The 21,306-nt window shown below is 74.7% G+C and carries 9 protein-coding genes; 3 read left to right on the top strand and 6 right to left on the bottom strand.

Going from position 1 to position 21,306, the window contains the following annotated elements:
* The first annotated feature begins 7 nt into the window (after nt 1-7).
* Together ACIO9K_RS04170 and ACIO9K_RS04165 are read left to right on the top strand one after the other, a co-directional pair.
* Complete coding sequence (locus tag ACIO9K_RS04170) at nt 8-12,415, top strand: amino acid adenylation domain-containing protein (protein ID WP_400326925.1); 12,408 nt, start codon at nt 8-10, stop codon at nt 12,413-12,415.
* Complete coding sequence (locus tag ACIO9K_RS04165; protein WP_400326922.1) at nt 12,412-13,695, top strand: MFS transporter; 1,284 nt, start codon at nt 12,412-12,414, stop codon at nt 13,693-13,695. The genes ACIO9K_RS04170 and ACIO9K_RS04165 overlap by 4 nt, the downstream gene beginning before the upstream one ends.
* Here ACIO9K_RS04165 and ACIO9K_RS04160 read toward each other — a convergent pair.
* Complete coding sequence (locus ACIO9K_RS04160; protein ID WP_400326919.1) at nt 13,677-15,020, bottom strand: sensor histidine kinase; 1,344 nt, start codon at nt 15,018-15,020, stop codon at nt 13,677-13,679. The genes ACIO9K_RS04165 and ACIO9K_RS04160 overlap by 19 nt on opposite strands.
* Nucleotides 15,021-15,054: 34 nt before the next feature.
* On the opposite strand from ACIO9K_RS04160, the gene ACIO9K_RS04155 reads away from it, so the two are divergent.
* Nucleotides 15,055-15,699, top strand: coding sequence for a response regulator transcription factor (locus ACIO9K_RS04155; RefSeq protein WP_363623133.1), 645 nt, complete (start codon nt 15,055-15,057; stop codon nt 15,697-15,699).
* 44 nt (nt 15,700-15,743) lie between these two features.
* Here ACIO9K_RS04155 and ACIO9K_RS04150 read toward each other — a convergent pair whose 3' ends face one another.
* From ACIO9K_RS04150 to ACIO9K_RS04130, 5 genes are all read right to left on the bottom strand, one after another.
* The gene (locus ACIO9K_RS04150; RefSeq protein WP_063348719.1) at nt 15,744-16,388 is read right to left on the bottom strand and encodes a response regulator transcription factor; all 645 of its coding nucleotides are present in this window, start codon (nt 16,386-16,388) and stop codon (nt 15,744-15,746) included.
* Nucleotides 16,352-17,671: a histidine kinase gene (locus ACIO9K_RS04145; RefSeq protein WP_363623135.1), complete on the bottom strand. Its 1,320-nt coding sequence runs from the start codon at nt 17,669-17,671 to the stop codon at nt 16,352-16,354. Before ACIO9K_RS04145 ends, ACIO9K_RS04150 begins: the two co-directional genes overlap by 37 nt.
* A 164-nt stretch (nt 17,672-17,835) precedes the next feature.
* On the bottom strand, nt 17,836-18,324 hold the full coding sequence (locus ACIO9K_RS04140; protein ID WP_363623137.1) for a MaoC family dehydratase: 489 nt from the start codon (nt 18,322-18,324) through the stop codon (nt 17,836-17,838).
* A gap of 175 nt (nt 18,325-18,499) precedes the next feature.
* On the bottom strand, nt 18,500-19,531 hold the full coding sequence (gene sbnB, locus ACIO9K_RS04135) for a 2,3-diaminopropionate biosynthesis protein SbnB (protein ID WP_363623139.1): 1,032 nt from the start codon (nt 19,529-19,531) through the stop codon (nt 18,500-18,502).
* 64 nt (nt 19,532-19,595) lie between these two features.
* The gene (locus ACIO9K_RS04130; RefSeq protein ID WP_400326914.1) at nt 19,596-21,296 is read right to left on the bottom strand and encodes a phytoene desaturase family protein; all 1,701 of its coding nucleotides are present in this window, start codon (nt 21,294-21,296) and stop codon (nt 19,596-19,598) included.
* Nucleotides 21,297-21,306: the final 10 nt, after the last annotated feature.

Here is a 21,306-nt window from a genome sequence, read left to right as displayed (position 1 = left end):
CATGAGCATGAACGGTCCCACGTCCCGGCCCGACCGACTGTCGGCGCTGCCGCCCGAGGTGCGCGAGAAGCTGCTGCGGCGGCTGGCCGGCCGGGGAGCGGCCCCGGACGCGCCCGGAGCGCCCGCCGCCGCGGCGGACGCCGCGATCGGCGCCGGTCCGCGCCCGGAGGAGGTCCCGCTCTCCTCCGGCCAGCAGCGGCTCTGGTTCCTCAGCAGCCTCGCCCCCGAGGGCAGCGAGTACACCAGCGCCTTCGGCCTGCGGCTGACCGGTCCGCTCGACCGGGACGCGCTGGCCCGGGCGGTGGACCTGGTGGTGGAGCGGCACGAGGTGCTGCGCACCAGCTACCGGGTCGAGGGAGACCGGGTGCGCCAGGTCGTCCACCCGGCGGCGCCCGGGGTGCTGCGCCTCGCCGAGCCCGCCGCCGATGCCGGGGAGCCCGATGCCCGGGAGCCCGGTGCCGAGGAGCCCGGTGTTGCGGCCGTCGTACGGGCCGAGCTCGCGACGCCCTTCGACCTCGCGCGGGGTCCGCTGCTGCGTGCCCTGCTGCTGAGGTCCGCGCCGGAGCGGCACGTGCTGCTGATCACCGCCCACCACAGCGTCATCGACGGCTGGTCCTCGGGCGTGCTCTTCGACGAACTCGGCTCGGCGTACGCGGAGTTCGCCGCCGGACGGACGCCGCGCCCGGAGCCGGTCGCGGTCCAGTACGCCGACTACGCGCTCCGGCAGCGCGAGTGGCTGGCCGGGCCCGGGGTGAAGGCCGGGCTCGACTACTGGGAGAGCAGGCTGCGCGGCGCCGAGCCGCTCGGCCTGCCCACCGACCGCCCCCGCCCGCCGGTCCGCGACACGGCCGGCGCCGTGCTGCGGCTGGCCGTGCCCGCCACGACGACCGCGCGGCTCAAGGACCTCGCCCGGCGCGAGGGCACCACGCTGTTCCCGGTGTTGCTGGCCGGCTACCAGCTGCTGCTCGCCCGGCTCTCCGGGCAGCCGGACGTCACCGTCGGCACCGTCACCACCGGCCGCGGCCGGCCCGAACTGGAGCGTGCCGTCGGCTTCTACGCCAACACCGTCGCGCTGCGCACCACGGTGGACGAGGAGGAGCCGTTCGCGGCGCTGCTCGCCCGGGTGCGGGACGGCGTGCTGGACGGCTTCGAGCACGACCAGGTGCCGTTCGACCGGCTGGTCGAGCTGCTGGAGCCGGTCCGGGACCCGAGCCGCACCCCGGTGTTCCAGACCATGATGGTGCTGCAGAACGCGTTCGGAGCCCCGCTCGCTCTGCCCGGGGTGGCCGTCGAGCAGCTGGAGCTTCCGCGCTGGGAGGCCACCGTCGACCTCGGGCTGGAGTTCGAGGAGCGCGACGGCGAGCTGGACTTCGGCCTGTCGTACAGCACCGCGCTGTTCGACGAGCGGACCGTCCGGGCGCTCGGCGAGCGGCTGGTCGCCCTGTTCGAGGCGGTCGGCGAGCGGCCGGACACCCCGCTGCGCGCGCTGCCGCTGGTCTCCGCCGAGGAGGCGGCCGAGCTGCGCCGCGACTGGGACGCGGCGGCCGCCACCGCCGACGACGGCCCCGCCACCCTGGTCCAGGCCTTCGAACGGCAGGCCGCCGCCACCCCCGGCGCGCCCGCCTTGGTGTTCCGGGACGAGCGGCTCGGCTTCGCCGAACTCAACGGCCGGGCCAACCGGTTGGCGCGCCACCTGCGGGCCCTGGGGATCGGCGCGGAGAGCCTGGTGGCACTGGTGCTGCCGCGCTCGACCGACTTCGTGGTCGCGCTCTGGGCGGTGCTCAAGGCCGGCGCGGTGTACGTGCCGATGAACTCCGAGGAGCCCGCCGAGCGGATCGCCGACCTGCTGCGCGGCATCCGGCCCGCGCTGGTGCTCGGCACCGGGGAGCTCGCCGGCGCGGTGCCCGCCGAACTGCCCCGGCTGCTGCTGGACGAGCCCGCGGTGGTCGCCGCCGTCGCCGCCCGGGACGGGCACGACGAGCCCGCGGCCGCGCCGGCCCCCGGGGACGCCGCGTACGTCATCCACACCTCGGGCTCCACCGGGCGGCCCAAGGGCGTGGTGGTCGAACACCGCTCGCTGGCCAACCTGTTCGCCCGCCAGCGGGACGAGCTGTTCCGGCCCGCGGCGGCCCTGCTCGGCCGCCCGCTGAGGGTCGCGCTGACCACGGTGCCGACCTTCGACGCGTCCTGGAACCCACTGATGGCGGTGGCCGACGGCCACACCCTGCACCTGGTGGACAGCGAGACCCGGCTGAACGCCGACGACCTGGTGGCCTACGCGCGGCGCGAGCAGGTGGACCTGTTCCAGCTCACGCCGTCCTTCGCCCGCCCGGTGCTCGACGCCGGCCTGCTCGCCCCCGCCGCGCCGCACCGGCCCGCCGTGCTGGTGCTCGGCGGGGAGGCGGTCGGCGAGGAGCTGTGGCGCGAGTTGGCCGCGACCCCGGGGCTGACCGCCCACAACTTCTACGGGCCGGCCGAGTGCACCGTCGACACCCTCGCCGCCCGGGTGGACACCGCCCGCGCGCCGGAGCTCGGCCTGCCGGTGCGCGGCACCCGGGCCTACGTGCTGGACGCGCACCTGCGCCCCGTCCCGGTCGGCGTGCGCGGCGAGCTCTACCTGGCCGGTCTGCCGGTCGGGCGCGGCTACCTGCACCGGGCCGCGCTGACCGCCGAGCGCTTCGTCGCCGACCCGTTCGGCCCTGCGGGCACCCGGATGTACCGCACCGGCGACCTGGTCCGCCGCACGCCGGACGGGCGGCTGGAGTTCGCCGGCCGCGGCGACGACCAGGTCAAGATCAACGGCGTCCGGGTGGAGCCGGGCGAGATCGAGGCGGCGCTGCGCTCCCACCCCGCGGTGGACGACTGCGCGGTGGTGCCCCGGGTCGGCCGGGCCGGCGTCCAGCGGCTGGTGGCCTTCGTGGTGCCGAGCGCCGCGGTGCCGGGCGCGGCCGCGCTCCGCGCCCACCTGCACGGCCTGCTGCCGGACTACCTCGTCCCCGCCGCCTTCGCCTTCCTGACGGCGCTGCCGCGCACCGCCGGCGGCAAGACCGACCGCCGGGCCCTGCCGGAGAGCGCCGTGGAGCCGGAGCCGGCCACCGGCTACGTGCCGCCGCGAACCGAGGTCGAACGGGCTCTGGCCGGGATCTGGGCCGAGCTGCTCGGTGTTGACCTGGTCGGCACCGAGGACAACTTCTTCTCCCTCGGCGGCGACTCCATCCTCAGCATCCAGGCCGTCTCCCGGGCCCGGGCCGCCGGGTTCCTGCTCCAGTCCAGGGACATCCTGGTCAAGCAGACCATCGCCCGGATCGCCCCCGGCGTCACCACCGCGGCCGACACCGCCCAGCAGTACGAGCACCGGGGACCGGCACCGCTGGCCCCGATGCAGCACCGGCTGCTGGCCGGCGCGGCCGACATCCCCCGGTTCACCATGTCGCTGCTGCTGGAGCTGGTTCCCGGCACCGACCCGGCCGCACTGGCGCGGGCGCTGGAGGCCCTGGTCGCCCACCACCCGGCGCTGCGCACCCGGTTGCGCCGCGTGGACGGCGGCTGGCTGCAGGAGGCCGCGGCGCACCAGGACGGCCCGCTGCTGAGCCGCCGGGACACCGCCGGCCTGGGCGGGCCGGAGCGCGCGGCGGTGCTGCGCGAGGAGGCGGAGTCGGCCCGCCGCGCCCTCGACCCGGAGCACGGCCCGGTGCTGCGCGCCGTGCTGTTCGACGAGGGTGCCGGGGCCGGCCCCCGGCTGCTGCTGACGGCGCACCACCTGGTGGTCGACGGCGTCTCCTGGCGCATCCTGCTGGACGACCTCGCGACCGGCTACGAGCAGGTCCGGGCCGGCCGACCGGTCGACCTCGGCACCCCGACCACCCCGTTCGCGGCCTGGTCCGCCAGGCTCGCCGAGTACGTCCGCGACGGTGGCCTGGACGTCGAACTCCCGTACTGGCGAAGGATTGCCGAGGAGTCCTTCGAGCTGCCCACCGACGGCACGGGGCCCAATACGGCGGCCTCGTCGGAGCGCGCGGACTTCGCCCTCACCGCCGAGGAGACCGAGGCGCTGCTGCGCGACGTCCCGCCGGTCTACCGGACCAGGGTGGACGACGTGCTGCTCACCGCCCTGGCCGGCGTGCTCGCCGAGTGGACCGGCCGCGAGCGGGTGCTGGTCGGCCTGGAGGGGCACGGGCGTGAGGACGTCCTGCCCGGCGCCGACCTCTCCCGCACGGTCGGCTGGTTCACCGCCGTCCACCCGGTCGCGCTGACGGTGGCGGCCGGCGACGGGGTCGCCGCGCGACTGAAGTCGGTGAAGGAGCAACTGCGTGCCGTCCCCGCCAAGGGCTTCGGCCACGGCGCGCTGGCCGCCCACCGGGCGGGATTCACCCCGGCCGCCGCGCCGGCCGTGACCTTCAACTACCACGGGCAGCTGGACGGCGCCTTCGCCGCCCGCTCCCTCTACCGCGCCCACCTGGGCGACGGCGGGCCGCAGTGGGACGGCGACCACGAGCGGAGCGCGCAGATCGAGGTGGTCGGCGCCGTCTCCGACGGGGTGCTCACGCTGTCCTGGTTCACCTCCCGGGCGCTGCACCGGCCGCAGACCGTCCGGCGGCTCGGCGAGTCGCTGCTGGCGCACCTGCGGGCCGTCATCGCGCACTGCGCCGAGCCCGGTGCCGGCGGTCGCACGCCGTCCGACCACCCGTTGGCCCGGCTCGACCAGGCGGCCCTCGACCGGCTGGTCGGCGACGGCCGGGGCGTGGACGACGTCCTGCCGCTCACCCCGCTGCAGGGCGGCATGCTCTTCCACACCCTGACCGACCCGGACGGCGGCGCCTACGTCGACCAGCTGGCCCTGCGGTTGGAGGGACTGGCCACCGCCGAGGCGCTGGCCGCGGCCTGGTGCGAGGTGTTCCGGCGCACCGACGTGCTGCGCACCACCGTCCGCTGGGAGGGCGTGCCCGAGCCGGTCCAGCTGATCCGCTCGGACCTGGAGCTGCCGGTCGAGCTGCTCGACTGGCGCGGGGACCCCGACCCCGGCCGACGGCTGGACGAGCTGGTCCGGGCCGAGCGCGAGCGCGGCATCGACCTGGCCGCCGGGCCGCTGATGCGGATCGTCCTGGCCCGGGTCGACGACCGGACCGTCCACCAGCTGTGGACGTTCAGCCACCTGCTGCTGGACGGCTGGAGTACCGCCCAGCTGTTCGAGGAGGTGCTGGAGCACTACGTCGCCGCCGTCGAGGGGCGGGCCGCCCTCCCGGTCAGCCGGCCGTCGTTCCGCGAGTACCTGGAGTGGCTGGCCGGGCAGGACCGCGAGGCCGCCGTGGCGCACTGGCGGCAGGTGCTGGCCGGCTTCGCCGAGCCCACCGCGCTGCCGGTGGACCGCCAGCCCGCCGCCGACCACCGCACCCGGGCCGTCGGCTCGCACAAGCTCGCCCTGGACCCGGCGGTCACCGGGGTGCTGGCCGACTGGTGCCGGGAGAACCGGATCACCCTCAACACCCTGATGCAGGGCGCCTGGGCGATCCTGCTGTCGCGGCACGCCGGCGAGCCGGACGTGGTTTTCGGTGCCGTCGTCTCCGGGCGTACCCCCGAGGTGCCGGGGATCGAGAGCGGCATCGGCATGTTCGTCAACACCGTCCCGGTCCGGGCCCGGGTGGCCGGACCGGAGGCGGACGGTGACCTCGGGGCCTGGCTGCGCGCTCTGCAGGCGGCGCAGGCGGAGAGCACCGCGCACGACTACCTGGCCCTCTCCGACATCCGGCGCTGCGCCGAACTGGCCTCCGGGGAGCGGCTGTTCGACAGCGTGGTGGTCTTCGAGAACTACCCGGTCGCCGAGGGCGCCACCGGCCGCGACGGGGTGGGCGTCCAGGTGCTGCGCTCCTCGGACAGCAGCACCGTGCCGCTCACCGTCAGCAGCCACGCCGACACCGCGCTGCGGATCGAACTCACCTACGATCCCGAGCTGTTCGACGCCGCCACCGTGGAGCGGATCGGCGGCAGGCTGCGCACCCTGCTGGAGGGCGTGGCCGCGGACCCGCACCGCGGGCCGGCCGCGCTGCCCTGGCTCACGGAGCGGGAGCGGCACACCCTGCTCGTCGAGTGGAACGACACCGCGCGCCCGCGCCGCACCGAGACGCTGGTCCAGGAGCTGTTCGACGCCCAGGTCGCCGCCCGCCCGGACGAGGTGGCCGTCCTGGAGGCGGACGGCGGGGCTCCGCTGACCTTCCGGGAGCTGGACCGCCGGGCCAACCGGCTCGCCCGTCGACTGGTCGCCGCCGGCGCCCGGCCGGGCGAGCGGGTGGCGCTGCACCTGGAACGCTCCACCGACATGGTGCTCGCCGTGCTCGCCGTGCTGAAGTCCGGCGCCGCCTACGTGCCGCTGGACCCGGCGTACCCGCGCGAGCGGCTGGAGTTCATGCTTGAGGACGCCGAGCCGGCGGTGGTGCTGAGCCACGCCGCGATCGCCGACCGGCTGCCCGGCCACGGCGGTGCCCTGGTCACCGTCGAGTCCGTCGAGTCCGTCGCCGACACCGGCCCGGAGACCCCGCCGGAGGTCGCCGCCGGGCCGGACGACCCGGTGTACGTGGTGTACACCTCCGGCTCCACCGGCCGGCCCAAGGGCGTGGTGGTGACCCACCGGAACCTGCTCCACATCGCCGGCGCCTGGGACGAGCTGTACGACCTGACGGAACGCGGGTTGCGCTTCGTCTCCATCACCAGCCTCTCGGTGGACCTCTTCCTGGCCGACCTGCTCCGCTCGGTCTTCTTCGGCGGTTCGCTGCTCGTCGTGCCGACCGACCTGGTCACCGACCCCGCCCGGCTGCTCGCGCTGGTCGAGCGGGTCGGCGGTACCGCGATCGAACTGGTCCCCTCACTCGCCAAGGCACTGGTCGAGGAGGTCGGGGGGCGCGGCGAGCGGCTGCCGGCCTTCCAGGTGATGTCGGTCGGCTCGGAGGGCTGGCGCGTCGACGACTGCCGCGAGCTGCTGGAACACGCCCACCCGGACACCGTGGTGGTCAACGCCTACGGGGCGACCGAGGCCACCGTCGACTCCACGGTGTTCGTCCCCACCCCCGAGCGGCTGGCCCGCCTCGCCGCCTACGTGCCGGTCGGCAGCCCGATCGGCAACACCCGGGTGTACGTGCTCGACGAGCGGGGCGAGCCGGTGCCGGTCGGCGTGCCCGGCCACATCCACATCGGCGGTGACGGCGTGAGTGCCGGCTACTGGCGGCGTCCCGAGCTGACCGCCGAGCACTTCCTGCCCGACCCGTTCACCCCGGGCGGCCGGCTGTACCGGCCGGGCGACCTGGGCCGCTGGACGGCCGACGGCGTCCTGGAGTTCCTCGGCCGGGCCGACCACCAGGTCAAGATCCGAGGCTTCCGGATCGAGCTCGCCGAGGTCGAGGCGGCGCTCACCGCGCTGGACGACGTGGCCGAGGCGGTCGTGGTGGCCCGCCGCGACCGCGGCCGGGACCGGCTGGTGGCGTACGTGGTGCCCGCCGTGCCCGGCACCGGGATCGACCCGGCCGGGCTGCGGGCCCGACTGGCCGTCGGCCTCACCGAGGCGATGGTGCCCTCGGCCTTCGTCGGACTGGAGCGCGTCCCGCTGCTGCCCAACGGCAAGACCGACCGCCGGGCGCTGCCCGAGCCGCCCGAGGACCTCGCCCTCGGCGGCGAGTACCTGGCCCCCGAGGGCGCGTCGGAGACCCTGCTGGCCGGGATCTGGGCGGAGGTGCTGGGCGTCGAGCGGATCGGGGCCGAGGACAACTTCTTCGAGCTGGGCGGTGATTCGCTGCTGAGCATCCGGGTGGTGTCCCGGCTGCGGCAGCACGTGGACTCCGGGATCTCCCCGCGTGCCCTGTTCAGCGCGCCGACCGTCCGGTCGCTGGCCGCGCTGCTCGCCGCCGAGCGGGAGGCGCCCGCCGACGCGCTGGTGCCGGTCGGCCGGGAAAGTGCCCCGCCGCTCTCCTTCGGCCAGCAACGGCTCTGGTTCCTCGGGCAGTTCGGCGGGACCGGCGCCGAGTACAACTCACCGCTGGGCCTGCGGGTGCACGGCCCGTTGGACGCCGACGCGCTGGAACTGGCGCTGGCCGACCTGGTGGACCGGCACGAGTCGCTGCGCACGCTCTTCGGCCAGGTCGACGGCGAGGGGCGGCAGTTGATCGCCCCGGCCGGGAGGCCCTTCGCGCTGGCCCGCACCGACCTGTCCGGCCACCCCGCGCACGAGCGCGAGGACCGGCTGCGGGAGGCCGTCGGCGCCGACGGCGCCACCCCCTTCGACCTGCGCACCGGGCCGCTGTTCCGGGCCCACCTCGTCCGGCTGGCCGAGGACGAGCACGTGCTGACCCTGGTCCTGCACCACATCGTCACCGATGGCCGCTCGGCCGGCGTGCTGGTCCGCGACCTCGCCGAGCTGTACCGCGTCCGGCGGCACGGCGGTATCGTCGACCTGCCGGAACTCCCCGTCCAGTACGCCGACTTCGCGGCCTGGCAGCGTGCCCGTTGGGAGAGCGCGGGCAGCGGCCTGCTCGACTGGTGGCGGGAGCGGCTGGCCGGCCTGGAGCCGCTGGAGCTGCCCACCGACCGGCCCCGGCCGCCGGTGCGCGGCCGCGAGGGGGCGCAGTTGGAGTTCGCCGTGGACGCGGAGACCGCCAAGCGGCTCAAGCGGATCGCCCAGGACCGCGGCGCGACGCTGTTCACCGTGCTGGTCGCGGCGACCCAGCTGCTGCTCGCGCACTGGTCGGGCCAGGACGACATCGCGGTGGGCACCGTCTCGGCCGGTCGCGACCGGCCCGAACTGGAGCAGGTGGTCGGCTTCTTCGTGGACACCCTGGTGCTGCGCTCCGAGGTGGACTGGGAGGAGGGCTTCGACGGCTTCCTCGGCCGGGTGCGGGAGTCCGTCAACGGCGCCTTCGCCCACGCCGACGTGCCCTTCGACCGGCTGGTCGAGGCGCTGCGGCCGGAGCGCGACCCGAGCCGCACCCCGCTGTTCCAGGCCATGGTGGTCCTGCAGGACGCCCCGGGCGGCCCGGTGCGCCTCGACGGCGCCCACACCGAGGAGTTCGGCCTGCCCACCGGCGGCGCCGCGTTCGACCTCACCTTCCAGTTCCAGGAGACCGACCGCGGCCTGGACGCCGCCCTCCAGTACAGCGTCGGCCTGTTCGACCGGAGCACCGCCCGCCGGATGGCCGACGCCCTGGTCCTGCTGCTCGGCGGCATCTCCGAGCGCCCGTGCGACCCGCTGCGCGAACTCCCCTACGTCCCGGCCGGGGAGCTCGTGCTGGAGCCCCGGCGCTGGCACCGGGAGCCGGACGAGGAAGCCGGCGTGCTCGCCCACGAGCTGGTGGGCCGGCGGGCCGAGGAGCACCCGCACGCGGTGGCCGTGGTCGCCGACGACGGCACCGAGGTCTCGTACGGTGAACTCGACGCCCGGGCCGGGGACCTGGCCCGCCGCCTGGTCGCCCGGGGCGTCACCCCGGACACCCTGGTCGGCGTGTTCGCCGACCGCGGGGTGGAGATGGTGGTGGCGGCGCTCGCGGTGCTCAAGGCCGGCGGCGGCTACGTGCCGTTGGACCCGCAGTACCCGGCCGACCGGATCGGCGCGATGATCTGCGGCACCGCGGTCCCGCTGCTGCTCACCCAGGCGCACCTGGCCGAGCGGCTCCCCGAGGGGCCGTTCACCGTCCTGCGGATGGACGGGTCGGACGGGTCGGACGGCGATGCGGCCCCGGCCGGCACCGCGCTGCCCGGCGAGCCGGGCTCCCCGTACCGGGTGGAGGCCGACCACGTCGCGTACGTGGTGCACACCTCCGGTTCCACCGGCCGCCCCAAGGCCGTGGTGATCAGCCACGGCGCGATCGCCCGGACCGCCCGGGTGCTGCGCGAGGCCTGGGGCATAACCGCCGACAGCCGGGTGCTGCAGTACGCGCCGGCCAGCTTCGACGGCGGGGTGTGCGACCTGTTCTGCACCCTCACCGCAGGCGGCGCGCTCTGCCTCACCAGTCCGCGCCCCGCGCCCGACCCGGCCGGGGAGATCATCCGGACCGGCGCCACCGTCGCGGTGCTGCCCCCGGCGCTGCTGGCGGTGATGGACGCCGAGCGGCTGCGCGGCCGGCTGCCCACCGTCGCCGCCGCCGGCGACGTCTGCCCGCCCGACCTGGTGCGCACCTGGTCACAGGGCCGGGAGTTCTTCAACGTGTACGGGCCGAGCGAGGCCACGCTGGTCTCGACCCTGTGGAGCCCGGGCGAGCTGCATGAGGGCGCCCCCGTGCCGGTCGGCACCGAGCTCAACGGCGTCGGCCTGCACATCCTCGACCGCCACCTGCGGCCGGTGCCGGACGGCGTGCCCGGCGAGCTCTACATCGACGGCCCCGGGCTCGGCCGCGGCTACGCCGGACAGCCCGGCCTGACCGCCGGGCGGTTCGTCGCCAACCCGTTCGGCGGGTCCGGAAGCCGGATGTACCGCACCGGCGACCTGGTCCGCCGGGTGGCCGACGGCGAGCTGGAGTTCGTCAGCCGCACCGACACGCAGTTCAAGGTCCGTGGCCACCGGGTCGAGCCCTCCGAGATCGAGGCCGTGCTGCTGCGCGAGCCCGGCGTCGGGGACGCCGCCGTGGTGGTCTTCAAACCGGAGGGCGGCCGCGAGCTGCTGGCCGCGTACGTGGCCCCGGGCGCCCGGTCGGGCGCCTCCGAGCTCTCGCCCGCGGTGCTCAGGGACGCGGTGGCCCGCGCCCTGCCCGGCTACATGGTGCCGGCCGCCGTCCAGGTGCTCGACCAGCTCCCGGTCGGCACCAACGGCAAGGTGGACCGGCGCCGGCTCCCGGCGCCGACCGGACCGGACACCGCCGTGGCGGCCCGGGTGGCGCCGCGCGGCCGGAAGGAGGAACTGCTCGCCCGGATCTGGGCGCAGACGCTCGGCGTCGAGCGGGTCGGCGTCGAGGACAGCTTCTTCGACCTCGGCGGCGACTCCATCCTCAGCATCCAGGTGGTCGCCCGGGCCCGCCGGGCCGGGCTGCGGCTGGACGCCCAGGACGTCTTCCTGCACCAGACCGTGGCCGAACTCGCCGCCGCCGCCACCGAGGTCGGCGACGGCGCGGTCGAGGGCCGGCCGCCGGCCGTCGGGCCCGTCCCGCTGACCCCGGTGCAGCGCTGGTTCTTCGACACCCACGACCACCCGCACCACTTCAACCAGTCGGTGCTGCTGGAGCTCGGCGCGCCGGCCGGCCGCGCGGCGCTCACGGCCGCGCTGGAGACCCTGGTCGAGCACCACGACGCGCTGCGGATGCGTTACACCCGCACCGCCGACGGCTGGGCCCAGGAGAACCCGCCCTACCGGGCCGGCGGGCCGCTGCTGCGGGTGGTGGACACCTCCGCCACCCCCGACGGCGAACTGGGCGCGCTGCTGGACCGGGAGGCCCGCGCCACCCAGGCCGGATTCGACCTGGGCCGCGGCCCGCTGCTCGCCGCCGTCCTCTTCGAGTCCGGTGGACGCCGCCGCGACCGGCTGTTCCTGACGGTCCACCACCTGGTGGTCGACACCGTGTCCTGGAACATCCTGCTGGACGACCTGGACGCGGCCCACGCCCAGGCGGCGGCCGGTCGGCCGGTCGACCTCGGCCCGCGGAGCACCACCTTCCAGGAGTGGTCCGCCCGCCTGGTCGAGCACGTGCGCTCCGGCGGGCTGGACCACGAGCTCGACCACTGGAACGGGGTCGGCGCCGTCCGGCCGGTGCCCCGGGACCTCGACGGCGTCGCCATCGTGGGCGGCGGCCGGGAGGTGCGGGTGCGGCTCGGCGCCGAAGACTCGGCCCAGCTGGCCGAGCACGCGCCGACCGTCTACCGCACCAAGGTCGAGGAGATCGCGCTCGCCGCGCTCGCCCGGGTGCTGGCCCGCTGGACCGGCGAGGACGAGGTCACCGTCGACCTGGAGGGCCACGGCCGCGAGCGGCTGCTCGACGACGTCGACCTGTCCCGGACGGTCGGCTGGTTCACCGCGGTGCACCCCGTCCGCCTCACCGTGCCCGAGGGCGACGACTGGCGGGCCCTCACCCGCGTCGTGCGGCGGCAGCTGCGTGCCGTCCCCGGCAAGGGCCTGGGCCACGGCCCGCTGCGCCACCTGCACCCGGACACCCCGCTCACCGGGCCGGACCCGGACGTGGTGTTCAACTTCCTCGGCCGGCACCGCAGCGACGGCGGGCCCGGCAGCGGGCTCGTGCACACCGTGCACGGCGCGATCGGCCAGGACCTCGGCCCGGACGACCGGATGGAGCACGTGTTGGAGATCGTCGGCGGGATCCACGACGGACGGTTGGAGTTCACCTGGTACTACTCCCCGGCCGTCCACCACCACGGGACGGTGGAGCGGCTGGCCGCGGAGTTCACCGGCGTGCTGCGCGCGATCGCCGACGAGTGCCGGGAGGTGCGGGGATGAGCGAGCTCGCACCCGCCGCCGACCGCTCGGTGGCCGTCACGGAACCGGAGCTCCCGCTCCGCCGCAACCGGGTCTACCACCTGCTGTGGATCGGCACCACGGCCTCCGAGACCGGTCTCAACGTCTCCACCATCGCCTTCCCGCTGCTCGCCCTCGCCACGACCGGCTCCCCCGGGGTGGCCGGCGCGGTGAGCGCGGTCAACGCGGTGGCCCAGGTGGCCGTCGGGCTGCCGGCCGGTGCGCTGGTGGACCGATGGGACCGCAAGAAGATCATGGTGGTCTGCGTGCTGGTCCGGGCGGTGATGCTCGGCCTGCTCGCGCTCGCCGCCGCCACCGGGCACGTCACCACCTGGTTGCTGCTGCTCACCGCGGCCGTCGCCGGGGCGGCCACCAGCCTGTTCGACCCGGCCGAGCGGGCCTCGCTGCCACTGGTGGTGACCCGCGGGCAACTGCCCACGGCGCTCTCGGTGAACACCGCGCGGATGCACCTCGGGCAGCTGGTCGGAACCTCGGGCGGCGGGTTCCTGTTCGGCCTGGGGCGGGCCGTTCCATTCCTCGCCGACGCCGTCGCCCACCTGGTGGCCTTCCTGACGCTGCTGTTCGTCCGGCTGCCGAAGCAGGAGCGCAAGCCCTCCCCGATCTCGACCATCCCGCGTGACATCGTGGCCGGCTTCGCCTTCCTGGTGCGCCAGCCGTTCATGCGCTCGACCACCCTGCTGCTGCTCGGCCTCAACCTGCTGTTCCAGGCGCTCTACCTGGTCGTCATCGTGGCCGCCGAGCAGAACGGGGCCTCGCCGGGGAAGGTCGGCACGATGGCCGCGATGTTCGGCGTCGGCGGCCTGATCGGTGCGCTCGCGGCGCCGCGGATCTCCCGCTCGATCACGCCCTACCAGGCCGTGGTCGGGATCATCTGGCTGCTCGCGGTGCTCGTCCCGCTGATGTCCGTCACGAGCGGCGCGCTGGTCTGGGGCGGCTTCCTGGCCGCCATGGCCTTCCTCGCGCCGACCGCGTACACCGTCGTCGGTACGCAGCAGATCCTGCTCACCCCGGACGGCATGCGCGGCCGGCTGAGTTCGGCGACCAACCTGTTCAACGGCGGCGCGCAGGCCGGCGGCGCGGCCCTGGGCGGGCTGCTCTCGCAGTGGCTGAGCGGCACCGAGGCGATGCTCGGCTGCGCCGTCGGCCTGGCGATGCTCGGGCTGGCCGGCGCGGCGGCGGGCTCGCTGCGGCTGCCGTCCGCCGATCAGGTGAGGGACGTCGGTCAACCCGGAGAGGACTGATCGCCCGAACGGGTGAGAGTGCCCCGAGCGTGCCCGGCCGGGCCGCCCGCCCCGTCGCCGACGTCGCGGGCGGCCGGGACGCCGTCCAGCGGCAGGAGGACGGCGACCTGCCAGCCGCCGTTCGCGCAGGCCCCGGCGGCGAGCTCGCCGCCCAGCCCCGCGACCCGCCGACGCAGCTCCCGGATGCCGGTGCCGCCGCCCTCGCGGTCGACCGCCGCCGCGGCGTCCGCCCGGGCGCCGGCCGGAACCGGCTCGTTGTAGATCAGGACCCGCAGGGCGCCGCCGTCGGCCACCCGCTCGGCGGTGACCGTCACCCTGGGCGAGGCGGGGGCGTGCCGGCGGACGTTGGTGAGCGCCTCCATCACCACCCGGTAGCCGACCGCGCCGACCTGCTCCGGCAGGCCGTCCACGGCGCCGGGGGAGAGTTCGAGCCGGGCCGGGATCATCCCGGTGCGCTCGAACCGGTTCATCAGGTCCGGCAGCTCGTCCAGCGAGTGTGGCCGGGCCGCCGCGTTCTCCTCGGGATCGTCCGCCGCCGGCTCGTCCCCGCCCCGGCCCGGCCGGCGGTCCTCCTCCAGCTCGCTGAGGATCCGGATCGTCCGGTCCATCGACTTCAGTGCCTGGATGCCGGCGCTCTCGATCTGCGGGAGCAGCGCCAGCGCCTTCTCCGGCGACTCCTTGGCCAGCATCTGGGCCGCCTGCGCCAGCACCATCACCCCGGTCACGTCGTGCGCGGCGAAGTCGTGCAGATCCCGGGCGACGTGCAGCCTTTGGGCGCGCCGCTCCTCCGTGACCGCCAGCCTGCGCCGGCTGTCCAGTGAGCGCAGGTAGCAGGACGCCCCCACCGCGGCCACCGCGGCCAGGCCCCAGACCACGCAGAGCCCGATGGTCTCGCGCGGCCCGGCCGGCGGGTCGAGGGTCAGCGCGATCCGCAGCGGCAGCAGGGTCACGGTCACCAGCAGGAGCAGCCCCAGCAGGGCGGCGACCGCCGGAGCGGACCCGCGCACTGCGGGCATGACGGTGACCAGCAGGGCGACCGACTCGACCAGGATCCAGAGCCCCGAGGTGTTGTCGGCGGGGCCCTCGTAGCGGAACGTCGCGTACAGCGAGATCGCGCAGGCCACCGGGACGGTCACCAGGTTCCGGGTCCGCGGTTGCCCCGGCAGCCACACGATCAGGACCGCGGCGGCCAGCACTGCCGCCGTCGTCGAGCCCCGGATCAGTGTCGAAACCGGTGAACCCGCCCACACCGCAACCGAGATGGCGACCGCCGCGAGGAACGCCGCGCCAACTGGGCGTCCGATCCTGGCCAGTTGATTTGTCATGTGCTCGGATGCTACCCCGTGCGAGGATCAGCCCATGACGACACGCATCGTGATCGCTGACGACCAGGCAACCGTGCGGGAAGGCTTTCGACACATCCTCGACCTGCAACCGGACATGGAGGTGCTCGCGGTCGCGGGCGACGGTGACGAGGCGCTCGAGATCGCGCGGACGCTGCGGCCGGACGTCCTGCTCGCCGACATCCGGATGCCGCGGATGGACGGGCTGGAGCTGACCCGCCGGCTGGCCGAGGAGAGCCCGGGCGTACGGGTCGTCATCGTCACCACCTTCGACCTCGACGAGTACGTCCACTCGGCGCTGAAGGCGGGCGCGTACGGCTTCCTGCTGAAGCGTTCCGGTGCGCCGCTGCTGATCGAGGCGGTGCGCGCGGCCGTCGAGGGCGACTCGCTGATCAGCCCGCAGATCACCACCCGGCTGCTGCGAAGCCTGGCCGGCCCGAAGCAGAAGAAGGCGCCCAAGGTCGAACAGTTGACGCCGCGTGAGCTAGAGGTCGCGCGGCTGGTCGCGGACGGCCTGACCAACTCCGACATCGCGGAGGCGCTGTTCATCTCGGCCGGCACGGTGAAGACCCACATGACCCACGTGCAGCGGAAGCTGAAGGTGAACAACCGGGTCGGCATCGCGGCCTGGGTCTGGGACTCGGGCGCCCGCCACGGCTGAACCGGCCGCTCGCGGGCCGGCGGAGGCGGGCGGGGTGGGGCGGGTTACTGGTCGAGGTAGGCGAGGACGGCGAGGACGCGGCGGTTGTCGCCGTCGGTGGGGAGGAGGCCGAGCTTGGTGAAGATGTTGCTGATGTGCTTGGCGACGGCCTTCTCGGTGATGAAGAGGCCCTGGGCGATGCCGGCGTTGGAGCGGCCCTGGGCGAGCCATTCGAGGACTTCGCGTTCGCGGTCGGTGAGGCTGCCGACGTTCTCGTCGCGTTCCTTGCGGACGAGGAGCTGGGAGATGACGTCGGGGTCCATCGCGGTGCCGCCGTCGGCGACGCGGCGGATCGAGTCGAGGAACTGGGAGCCGTTGGTGACGCGGTCCTTGAGCATGTAGCCGACGCCGCGGCCGCCGCTGGCGAGGAGTTCGCGGGCGTAGAGCGGTTCGACGTACTGGGAGAGGAGCAGGACCGGGAGGTCGGGCATGGTGCGGCGGGCGGTGAGGACGGCCCGCAGGCCCTCGTCGGTGAAGTTCGGCGGAAGCCGGACGTCGACGACCGCGACGTCCGGCTGCTGCTCGGTGAGGGCCGCGAGGAGGTCGGCGCCGTTGTCGACGGCGGCCACCACCTCGTGTCCGTAGGCCTGGAGGAGGCGGATCAGGCCGTCCCTCAGGAGGAAGTGGTCTTCGGCGAGGACAATACGCACGGAAGCTCCATCGTCACCATGGTCGGGCCGTTGACGGGGCTGTTCACGGCCAGGACTCCGTCGAACGTGCTGAGTCGTCGCTCGATGCCGCGCAGGCCGGTGCCCCGGGTGGCGTCGGCGCCGCCGCGGCCGCTGTCGGTCACGGTGATGCGCAGCATGCCGTGATCGTAACGGATGTCGATCCAGGCCCGGTCGGCGCCGGAGTGCTTGGCGACGTTGGTGAGGATCTCCGAGATCGCGAAGTAGGCGGCGGACTCGACGGGCATCTCGGGGCGCCCGGGCAGGTCCACGACGACCTCGGTGGGGACCGGGCAGACCATGGCCAGCGCCCGCACCGCGTCGGCGAGTCCGCGGTCGGCGAGGACCGGCGGGTGGATGCCGCGGACCAGGTTGCGGATCTCCTCCAGCGCCTTGGAGGAGGACTGGCGGGCCTCGATGAGCAGGGCCCGGACGGCCTCCGGGTTGGTCTCCAGCAGGTGTTCGGCGGCGTCCAGGGTCATGCCCATCGCGACCAGGCGGGCCTGGGCGCCGTCGTGCAGGTCGCGTTCGATCCGCCGGATCTCGGCCATCTGCGTGTCGACGGCGGTGCTGCGGGTGGTGGTGAGGTGCTCGATCCGGCTGGCCATCAGTTCCTGCTCGCTGGGGGCGAGCATGGAGTGGGTGTACCGGGCGTGCTTGCGGATGGCGCGGGGGGCCATCCACAGGGCCAGCGGCAGTTGCAGGACGCCGAGGACGCCGGCCAGCACCGCGGTGGCCTGGCCGTCGATCGGGATGAACTGGTACCAGAGGCCGTCCCACTGGGTCGACAGCGGGACGCCGAAGAAGGCCAGGAAGATGCCCCAGAAGCCGCTGAGCAGGACGGCGATCGGCATGAAGGCGAGGAAGCCGCCGACGATCGGGTCGGTGAGCACCCAGGTGAACTCCCGCTTGGTCTGCGGGTCGCTCATGATCCAGCGGTAGCGGGCGACGGCTCCCGAGGCGCCCTCGGGGGCGGCCGGCAGGCCGCTGGGCGGGCCGGGGATCTGCACGCCGGACCAGCGCTCGGACAGGCCGCGCTGGCGGGCGGCCAGTGCCCGGACGCGCTCCATGGCCCGCGGCACCAGGCCGAGGCCGGGGCCGACCAGGGAGATCGCGCCGGTGACCCCGAGTGAGCGCCCGAAGGCCGCGACGGACATCCAGCAGAGGGCCAGTGCCCGCCGCAGTCCGGTGAATCCGGCGGGGACGGAGAATCCCCTGATCTCGACCGCCGAGGGGCTTCCCCCGAGCTTCATCGTGCGGTCCATGGCCCGCTCCTCTCTGGTGCCGTTCGCTGTGCCCCGGCCGTGGTGGCCGTGTGACCATTCTGGCGGGGGCGGCGCGGCGAAATCGGTAGTAATAACCCCCCTCTTGCACGACCGGAGGGGGAGGTTCTTCTACCTGGCGGCGGCGGTGACGTCGGCGGGCGGGCTCAGAAGCCGTCCGATGGGCCCTCGGCGGTGTCGGGGGCGGCGACGAAGAGGGACAGGGTGTCCGCCACGCAGGCCGCGTGCTGCCGGCCCTCGACCTCCACCGTCATCCGGACCGCGGCCAGGTGGCCCATCGGGGTCTCGCGGACGCTGGTGACCTTGGCGCCGCCGCGGACCCGGGCGCCGACCGGGATCGGGCGGGGGAAGCGGACCTTGTCCAGGCCGAAGTTGACGCCCAGTTCGACGTTGTGGATCTCGAAGATCGCGCGCATCATCGCGGGCAGCAGGCCGAGCGTCATGTAGCCGTGGACGATGGTCCCGCCGAACGGGCCGGTGGCGGCGCGCTCCGGGTCCACGTGGATCCACTGGAGGTCGCCGGTGGCGTCGGCGAACTGGTCGACGCTGTGCTGGGTGACGTCGAGCCATTCGCTGTAGCCGAGGTGCTCCCCGGTCGCCCCGGTGAACTCGGCCAGGTTGGCAAAGGATCTCATGCGGGTGATTCTGGGCGGCCGTCCATGGCGCGGACAAGGCGTCGGGGGGCCTGGGGGCCGTTCGGTCAGCGCGGCGTCAGCTGGCCGTCAGCGGAGGGGGCGGGGCGGCGGGAAAGGCCGGAGGCCCGCCGGCGCCGGGAGCGCGGGCGGGCCTCCGGGACGGGGCGGGAAGGGCTCAGCCGTAGCGCTTGAGCTCGTGGAAGAAGTCCGGGACGGTGTGCAGCTGCCCGGCCGCGAGGACGCGGTCGTAGACGTGCTTGGCGACGGCCATGTCGAGCACGCCGAGGCCGAACGGGGAGAAGACCACCGGCCGGTCGGACGGCGGGGTGATCGTGCCGGTGAGCACGTCGTAGAGCGTGCCGGCGACGAACTCGCGGTGGCCGACGAGCTGTTCGGCCAGGTGCGGCGAGGTGCCGGCCTTCATGCAGTGCTCGATGTCGTCGACGACGTTCCACGAGTCGAGGACGATCTCGGGGGAGAGGTCGCGCAGCGAGACGTGCAGCACCAGCGGGTTGTGCGAGAACCACTGCGGGTCCGTCACGTGCGGCTCGCCGGCGACGGTGGCGAAGACCACCAGGTCGCTGGAGCGGATCAGGTCCTCGGCCTTGTCGTGGACGGTGATCTCCACGCCCTCGCCCTCGGCCCGGCGCAGGTAGTCGGAGAAGCCCTCGGCGTGCTCGGCGGACAGGTCGTGGACGCCGGCCGCGGTGAAGTCGAAGCCGTTGGCGGCGAGGTAGGTGTGCACGTAGCGGGCGATCAGGCCGACGCCGAAGAAGCCGACCCGGGTCGGGCGCTCGCCGCGGGCGTCGGCGAGCCGGGCCGCCGCGAGGGCCGCGGAGGCGGCGGTGCGCGCCGCGCTGATGATCGAGCTCTCCAGGCAGGCGAACGGGTAGCCGGTCTCGGCGTCGTTGAGGATCAGGACGGCCGAGGCACGCGGCAGGCCGGCCGCCACGTTGTCCGGGAAGCTGGAGATCCACTTGATGCCGTGCACGCCGACCTCGCCCTTGACCGAGGCCGGCAGCGCGATGATCCGGGAGGACGGGCGGTCGGGGAAGCGCAGGAAGTACGAGTCCGGGTTGACCGTCTGCCCCTCGCCGTGCAGCCGGTACGCGGCCTCGACCGTGGCGACGACCTCGTCCTCGTGCCCGTTGAGGGCCTCGTGCACCTGGGCGCCGGAGACCACGGCGAAGGGAGGGACCTGATTCATGGGAACAGTGCTCCTGGTCGGAGGGGTGAGGATCGGAGGGTGGGGAAACGGAGGGGAGGAGGGGTCAGCCGATGCGGGCCAGGCCCTTGGCGCGCTGCCGCGCCCGCCCGCGCGAGACCACCAGCGGGTCCCAGTCCGGGCCGCGTTCGGGCAGCCGGGAGGGGTCGCCGAGCACCGCGCCGCCGAACACCTCGCGCAGCAGCGCGCGGCCGATGATGTCGGAGGCGGCGGCCATGCCGCTGTTCGCGACCGCGGCGATGCCGCTGCCGTAGCGCACGCTCTGGCCGACCACGTACAGGCCCTCGACCTCGGTGCGCACGTCCGGCCGCTGGCTGGAGCCGCCCCAGCTGGCCATGCCGTACGGGGTGCCGCCGGTGGCCCGGATGTAGCGCTCGTGGGTGAGCGGGGTGGCCGTCTCCAGGTGGGTGACGCGCTCCCGGAACGGGCCGATGACCTTCTCGGCGGTGGCCAGCATGACCTCGGTGAGCTGCTGCTTGCGGGCGAGGTAGGCGGCGTTGCGGCGGTAGGGCTCGCCGTCGGCCGGGCCGCCCTCCAGGCCCCAGAACCCGTAGCCGGGCGGCAGGCCCGTCATGAGCTGGAAGTTGCTGTGGCCGGGCGGGCAGACGGCGGCGGCGCCCGGGTCCTTGAGGGAGGCGAAGGAGAAGGTGAGCGCCGGTACCGAGTCCATCGAGCCGTCCCGCGCGTACCGCTCCAGCATGGCGGCGTGCGCGCCCTCCATGTCGTCGCTGTCGTGCCACCAGAGGTTGGCGTTGGGCAGGCCCGGCAGTTCGGTGTCGAGCCCGATGTACACCGAGACGAAGGAGCCGCGCATGGTCGCCGCGCGGGTGCGGGCCACCACCTCGGAGGGGAAGGCGTCCTCGCCGCCGCACAGGTCGAGGACGGTGCGCCGGTAGTCCGCGTTGGAGATGACCAGCGGGGCCGATATCCGCTGCCCGTCGGTGAGTTCGACGCCGGTGGCGCGCCCGTTCTCGATCAGGATGCGGCGGACGTCGCAGCGGGTGCGCAGTTCGCCGCCGTGCGCCTCCAGCGCCTCGACGAACGCGGCGACCATCGCCTGGCCGCCGCCCTCGGGGTAGTACGCGCCGCGCAGGTAGTGGTCCATCATCGAGGCGTGGTGGGCCAGGCTGATGCCGTCGGGCATGGTGCCGTAGTTGCCGGCCTGCGCCGCGAGCAGCGTGCGCGCCTTGGCGGAGAGGCCGAAGTGGCCCAGGGCGTCGGCGAAGGTGCGGCGGGACCAGCGCATGGTCTGCGGGGACTTGCGGAACAGGTCGACCAGGGAGACGCCGTTCAGGCCGGCCCGGGTCGAGCCGGCCACGTTCTCGGCGAGTTCGAGGAAGCCGGCGATCCGGTCGGCCTCCTCGGGCAGGGCCTGCCGCAGCCGGTCGCGGTAGGCGTCCCAGCCGGCCGGCACGTCGACGGTCGCGGTGGGCGTGATGATCCGGTCGAAGCCCTGCTCGTTGTCCATCGGCCGGAACCGCACCCGGTCCAGGACGCCGAGGCCGGCCAGGATCGCCGGGAAGTGCCCGTCGGGGCCGCAGTCGCCGAGGTAGTGCGTGCCGACGTCGAACTCGTACTTGCGCCGGCGGCGGAACACGTGCGCGTTGCCGCCGGCGATGTCGTGCTGTTCGAGGACGAGGACGCTGCGCCCGTCGGCCGCCAGGTAGCCGGCGGTGGTCAGGCCGCCGATGCCGCTGCCGACGACGATCGCGTCGTAGTGCTCGCGCAGTCCCTGGGCCCCCTGCATTCGTGCTCCC

The organism is Kitasatospora sp. NPDC087271, assembly GCF_044744605.1.
Lineage (GTDB): Bacteria > Actinomycetota > Actinomycetes > Streptomycetales > Streptomycetaceae > Kitasatospora.
This window is presented reverse-complemented; position numbering and strand designations above follow the sequence as displayed.